The following is a 6,076-nucleotide window of genomic DNA, read 5'->3' on the forward strand; positions in this document are numbered from 1 at the left end:
GCCCCGACCGCGCCGCTGGTGACCGCGCCTGCCGCCGCACCTGCGGCACCGGCCGCGCCTCCGGCGGCCCCCACGCCCGCCCCGGCGCATGCGGCTCCGGTCGATCCGGTGGTACAGCGGGCGTCGGACCCGGCGATCTCGCAGGAGGAACTGGCCAATCTGGTCCAGAACTATCCGCAGGCGCGCGCTGTGGCCGCCCTCAACCCGCAGGCGTATCCGGCCATGCTCGAGTGGCTCGCGCAGCAGAACGACCCGGAGATCAACGCCGCGCTGGCCCAGCGGCAGGGCTGAATCCTCTGATTGAAGGCCCCCACGTCCCGAGTGGACGCGGGGGCCTTCGGCGTCCGGGTGTCAGCCCAGGTGCTCGCGCAGGAAGCGCACCTGAAGGAGTTTGAGGTTCTCGGCCACGACCTCCTGCGGTGTCATGTGCGTGACGCCCGACAGCGGCAGCACCGTGTGCGGCCGTCCGGCGGCCAGCAGGGCTGACGACAACTGCAGGGTGTGCGCGGCGACCACGTTGTCGTCCGACAGGCCGTGGATGAGCAGGAGCGGACGCTCCAGTCCCGCGGCCAGCGGGAGCAGGGAGTTGCGGTCGTAGGCCTCGGGCTGCTCGCCGGGGTGGCCGAGGTAGCGCTCGGTGTAGCAGGTGTCGTACAGACGCCATTCGGTCACCGGGGCGCCCGCGACGGCCACGTGGAAGACGTCCGGGCGGGCCAGGACCGCCAGGGCGGCGAGGTAGCCGCCATACGACCAGCCGGTGATGCCCACGCGGGACAGGTCCAGGTCGGGGAACCGGTCGGCGGCCGCGTGCAGCGCGTCGACCTGATCGGTCAGCGTGACGCCCGCGAGGTCGTGGTGGACGGCTCGTTCCCACGCAGTGCCGCGGCCCGGCGTGCCGCGGCCGTCGGCGACCACGACGGCGAAGCCCTGATCGGCGAGCCACTGCGGTTCGGCGAACGCCCGTGCCGAGGCCCAGACGCGCTGCGCGTGCGGGCCGCCGTACGGGTCGAGCAGCACCGGGAGCGGAGTGCCCGGAGTGTGGTCGCGGGGCAGCAGCACCGCAGTCCGCAGGTCGCGTTCTCCCGCGTTCAGCAGATGCACCTGCGGGGTGAAGGGCAGCGGAACGGCGACATTGCCGAGCAGCGCGGGGCCGGGCGCGCCGTCGCGGTGCACCAGGTGGCGGACCTGCGTGTCGTCCAGGCAGGCCTGGGAGATCACGGTGGTACCGCCGCCGATCACCGCCCCGTGCACGGCGCGTCCCTCGGTGAGGGGGAGGACCGAGGCGTCGTCCAGGCCGAGGCGGAGCACCTGGATCTCGGTCGGCTCGCTCGATGCGGTCACTACGACGGCATCGGCGAAGACCTCGACCACGTCGCGCACCTGCCAGCCGTCGGGAGACAGCGGCGCGCCGTCGACGCAGACCCGGCACCAGCCGCCGGTGTCCTCCACGGTGACGAGCCGGCCGCCGGGCGCGAACCTCGGGGCCGGTCCGAGTTCGACCCAGGTCTCGTCGGCCAGTTCGCGCAGGACGGAGGTGGTGCCGGTCTCGACATCGACCGCCAGTACCTGCGAGCGCTGCTGGTCCCGCGAGAGCACCTGGATCAGCGGCGGTCCCTCAGCGGTCCAGGTGACCCTCCCGAGGTATTCGTAGGCCGTGTGATCCCAGCTGATCTCGGTGCGGTCGCCGTCGAGCGTCACGTGCCACAGGCTCACTGCGGCGTTCGCGGTGCCGGCTGCGGGGTAGCGGTGTTCGACCGCCGGGCGGTCGGGGTGCTCGGGCGAGGCGATGTGCCAGAGGGGAACCGGGGCCTCGTCGTAGCGTTCGACCAGCAGCGAACGCCCGTCCGGTGCCCACCAGAAGCCGCGCATACGGTCCATCTCCTCGGCGGCGATGAACTCGGCCTGACCCCAGCAGACGGTCTCGGCCGCCTCGGCCTCGATCAGGGCGCGGTGGGCGTCGCCGGCCAGTTCGGCAACGTGCAGGCCGCGTCCGGCCGCATAGGCGACGCGCCGCCCCGTGGGGTCCAGCCGCGGGTCGATGACAGGCCCGGCTGCGGGAAGTTCGCGCGTGGCGCGGGTACCCAGGTGGGTGGCCCACAGGCGTCCCGAGACGGTGAAGGCCGCCCAGCGCCCGGTGGGGTCGACGTCGTAGCCGATCAGCCCGGCCGCGCCCTCGCGGCTGCGTTCGCGCCGGGCGCGCTCCTCGGCAGACAGGTCCTCCTCGGCCCGGCCCAGCAGGGCGACGGGATCGACCAGGACGCTCTCGGTCCCGGTGGCGATGTCGTGCTCCCACAGCTGCCCGGTCCGCGTGGTGCCGTCGGGGGTGCGGATGAAGCGCACCGTGGCACCGTCGGGGGAGACGGTGACATTGCGCGGAACCCCGAGGCTGAAGCGCAGCGTGCGGGCGGACAGACGCGGATAGGAGACCTCACTCATGGTCCCATCTTTCCGCACTAGGCTGAGCGGCATGAGTCTCCCGGATCGTCGGCTGCTGCTGGTGCACGCCCACCCCGACGACGAGTCGATCAGCAACGGCATCGCGATGGCGCGCTACGCGGCCGAGGGGGCAGGCGTCACTCTCGTCACCTGCACGCTTGGCGACCTCGGCGAGGTCCTGGTGCCGGAACTGGCTCACCTGGCCGCCGACGCAGACGACACCCTCGGTGCGCATCGGGCGGGCGAGCTGGCCGCTGCGATGGCCGAGCTGGGCGTCACCGACCACCGCGTCCTCGGCGGCCCTGGCCGCTTCCGCGACTCGGGCATGAAGTGGGACGAGGCCGGCAACGCGACCGCCGCCGACGAGATCGATCCCCGCTCCTTCTGGAACGCCGACCTGCTGGAGGCTGCGGACCTGCTCGTGGCGGTCATCCGCGAGGTGCGCCCGCAGGTGCTGGTCACCTATGACACCTTCGGCGGCTACGGCCATCCGGACCACATCCAGGCGCACCGGGTCGCTCACTACGCCGCCGACCTCGCGGCGGCGCGCAGTCACCGCCCCGACCTCGGCGAGGCGTGGGAGGTCGCCAAGATCTACTGGAACGCCATGTCGGCCTCCCGCATGCGCGAAGGACTGAAGCTGCTGCGCGAGGCGGGCGTGGACGGCTTCGGCGGCATGGATCCCGACAACCTGCCGCCCTTCATGGTCGAGGACGACGCCCTAGACGCGCTCATCGAATCCCCCGAGCACACCGACGCGAAACTGGCCGCGATGCGCGCGCACGCCACGCAGATCACCCCGGACGGCGACTTCTTCGCGATGGGGCTGGACCTGGCCAAGGTTGCCTGGGGCAGCGAGTTCTACCGGCTGGTCAAGGGCCGTCGCGGGCCGGTCGGTGTCTCCGGCTTGGAGGAGGACCTGTTCGCCGGGCTGTGATCCGCGGGCTGTGGGCGCTCGCGGGTCTCGTCGTCGGGGTGTTGGGCGCGCTCGTGCATCATCACGGCCATGCGTGGCCGTGGGGGTTGCCGGTCGCGCTGGCCCCGCTGGGACCGCTCGCGCTGCTCGCGGACCGCACGGTGAGCCTGGGCAGCGCCGCGCTGCTGGTGGGCTGGGGCCTGGTGTTGATGCTGCAGGGCAGCATGTCGCCGGGGGACTACCTCATCGCCGACGACGGGATCGGGTGGGCCTTCACGCTGCTGGGCCTGGGGTGCCTGATCGGCGTGATGCTCGGGAACTCTAGGCTGAAACGGTGAAAGACGAGGCCGCCTTCCGCGCGGCGCTGGGGCGTTTCGCCAGCGGGGTGACCGTGGTGAGCACCGTGCAGGGCGGCGTGGATCACGCGATGACCGCGAGCGCCTTCACCTCGGTCTCCCTCGATCCGCCGCAGGTGCTCGTGTGCGCGCACCGCGTCAGCCGGTTTCACGACGCTGTCCTGGCCTCGGGAACGTGGGGTGTTTCGATCCTCGCCGAGGCCGCGCAGGAGGCGTCCTCGTGGTTCGCCTGGCGCGGCCGTCCGCTGGCTGGTCAGATCGAGAAGTTCGCCCACCACCGGGGCGAGACCGGCGTCATGCTCCTCGACGACGCGCTCGCGTGGCTGGAATGCCGCACCGCCGCGATCCACGACGGGGGCGATCATTCGATTCTCGTCGGCGATGTCGTCGCCGCGCGTGTCCACGGATCGACCGACACTCCTTTGTTGTATTACCGCTCGCATTACGGCACGATCATCCGGTCAGAGGACTCGGAGAAGACCGACCGTCAGGGGAACCCATGAGCCGCGAAGACGCGACGGACGATTCGCCGCGCCCCGTTCCTGCGCAGGAGGAGGCCGTGTCGGACCCTGCCGAGGCCGAGGCTCCTCTCGTCGACGAGTCGGCGGCGGTGCCGAAGGCCACAGGCCGCCGGCGCCGGTGGGTGTGGGCGGTCGCAGGGGCTTTCGTGGTCCTCGGCGGACTGTACGTGGGCGGCTACTTCCTGACCGGGGCGCGGCTGCCGGCCGGCACCTCCATCGCGGGCGTGGACGTCGGCGGCATGAGTCCGGCCGCAGCCGAGAAGAAGTTGACCGACGAGTTGGGGCCGCGCGAGAACCAGAACCTCACCCTCGTCCTCGACGAGCACCAGTTCACCTTCGCCGCCGCCGACCTCGGCCTGGCGCTCGACGCTGCGGCCTCGGTGGACGCTGCGGGCGGGCAGCGTAGCTGGAACCCGCTGGACATGGTGGCGGTGTTCTTCGGCGGCGAGGCGCAGCGCGCCGAACTGGACGTCGAGACCGAGACCTTCGAGTCGGCGCGCGAGGTCGTCGGCCAGGCCGTCGACATCCCGGTGACCGAGGCCCTCATCACCTTCCCCGAGGGGCAGCCGCAGGCCGTGCAGCCCGCCGACGGGCGCGAGGTCACGTCCGAGGACCTGCTGGCCGCGATCCGTGAGGTGTACCTGCTCAGCGATGACCCGGTCGCCATCCCCACCTCGGTCGTCAAGCCCGCCGTCGACGCCGAAGGTCTGGAGACGGCGATGCAGGAGATCGCGATTCCGGCCGTCAGCGCCCCGGTGGTGCTCAACGTCGGCGAGCAGCAGATCGAGTTGCCGGTGAGCGCCTATGCCCCGGCGCTGCAGATCCGCGTCGAGGACGGCGCGATGGTCCCGTTCCTCGACCCCGAAGCCCTGCGCGGCCCGCTGACCGACTCCACGACCGGGATCGGTGAGCAGGCCGTCGACGCGGTGATCGACATCGAGGGCGGCAAGCCGGTCATCACGCCGAGCCAGCCGGGCATCGGCCTGCAGCCCGAACTGATGGCGACCGAACTACTGCCCGTGCTGACCATGTCCGGTGCCGAGCGTTCGCTCGTGGTCGAGGCGCAGCCGGTGGAGCCGGAGTTCACCACCGCTGATGCCGAAGCGCTCAAGATCGTCGAGAAGGTCAGCGAGTTCGAGACGCACTACCCCAATACGCACTACCGCAACGTCAACCAGGGGCGCGCCGCCGAGTTGATCGACGGCACGATCCTGGAACCGGGTGAGCAGTTCAGTTTCGACAAGGTCGTCGGCAAGCGTACGGCCGAGAACGGTTTTGTGGCCGGGGGTGTGATCGAGGGCGGCAAGTTCACCGAGTCGCTGGGCGGCGGCGTGTCGCAGGTGGCGACGACGACCTACAACGCGGCCTTCTTCGCAGGCCTGGACGACGATGAGCACAAGCCGCACTCGATCTACCTGTCGCGCTATCCGGTGGGCCGGGAGGCGACGGTCAACTGGGGCACGACGGACCTGAAGTTCACCAACTCCACGCCGTACGGGGTCCTTATCAAGGCCTGGGTGGTGCCCAGTAACTCCAGCCGCCAGGGCACGATGCACGTCGAGATGTGGAGCACCAAGTACTGGGATATCGAGACGAGCACCTCGGCCAAACGCAACCACCGCAGTCCCGGAACCATTCACGACAGTTCGGCCGACTGCAGCCCGCAGAGTGGTATTCCGGGTTTCGACATCGACGTCCACCGTGTCTTCAAGCAGAACGGCGAGGTCGTCAAGACCGAGACCGATACCGCCGTGTATCGCGCTGGTGACGCCGTGATCTGCGACGCCTCAACGACTCCCACCGGCTGAGCGTCGGCGGGGACGGCCGGAGATTCGGCCGTCCCCGCC

At 70.9% G+C, this 6,076-nt stretch carries 6 protein-coding genes; 5 read left to right on the forward strand and 1 reads right to left on the reverse strand.

The genetic code is table 11. From position 1 onward, the window contains the following. On the forward strand, positions 1–291 hold a 291-nt coding region (locus tag QM597_RS08360), incomplete at its 5' end, for a hypothetical protein (RefSeq protein ID WP_415004419.1). A 60-nt stretch (positions 292–351) separates the two neighbouring features. On the opposite strand, the gene QM597_RS08365 is transcribed toward QM597_RS08360, so the two are convergent. Next, entirely contained in the window at positions 352–2,436 is a 2,085-nt protein-coding gene (locus QM597_RS08365) for a prolyl oligopeptidase family serine peptidase (RefSeq protein ID WP_415004420.1), read from the reverse strand. Between the two features lie 31 nt (positions 2,437–2,467). Here QM597_RS08365 and mshB point away from each other — a divergent pair, with 31 nt between their 5' ends. The 4 genes from mshB to QM597_RS08385 are packed head-to-tail and all read left to right on the forward strand — an operon-like array spanning position 2,468 to position 6,037. Continuing rightward, positions 2,468–3,373: an N-acetyl-1-D-myo-inositol-2-amino-2-deoxy-alpha-D-glucopyranoside deacetylase gene (gene mshB, locus QM597_RS08370; protein ID WP_415004421.1), complete on the forward strand. Its 906-nt coding sequence runs from the start codon at positions 2,468–2,470 to the stop codon at positions 3,371–3,373. Then, the gene (locus QM597_RS08375; RefSeq protein ID WP_415004422.1) at positions 3,370–3,690 is read left to right on the forward strand and encodes a hypothetical protein; all 321 of its coding nucleotides are present in this window, start codon (positions 3,370–3,372) and stop codon (positions 3,688–3,690) included. Before mshB ends, QM597_RS08375 begins: the two co-directional genes overlap by 4 nt. After that, entirely contained in the window at positions 3,687–4,211 is a 525-nt protein-coding gene (locus QM597_RS08380; RefSeq protein ID WP_415004423.1) for a flavin reductase family protein, read from the forward strand. Before QM597_RS08375 ends, QM597_RS08380 begins: the two co-directional genes overlap by 4 nt. Before the next feature lie 56 nt (positions 4,212–4,267). Continuing rightward, positions 4,268–6,037 carry a VanW family protein gene (locus QM597_RS08385; RefSeq protein WP_415004424.1) on the forward strand — a complete coding sequence of 590 codons (1,770 nt, stop codon included), beginning with the start codon at positions 4,268–4,270 and terminating at the stop codon, positions 6,035–6,037. Positions 6,038–6,076: the final 39 nt, after the last annotated feature.

The organism is Aeromicrobium sp. (genome assembly GCF_047607065.1).
Taxonomy (GTDB): Bacteria; Actinomycetota; Actinomycetes; order Propionibacteriales; family Nocardioidaceae; genus Aeromicrobium.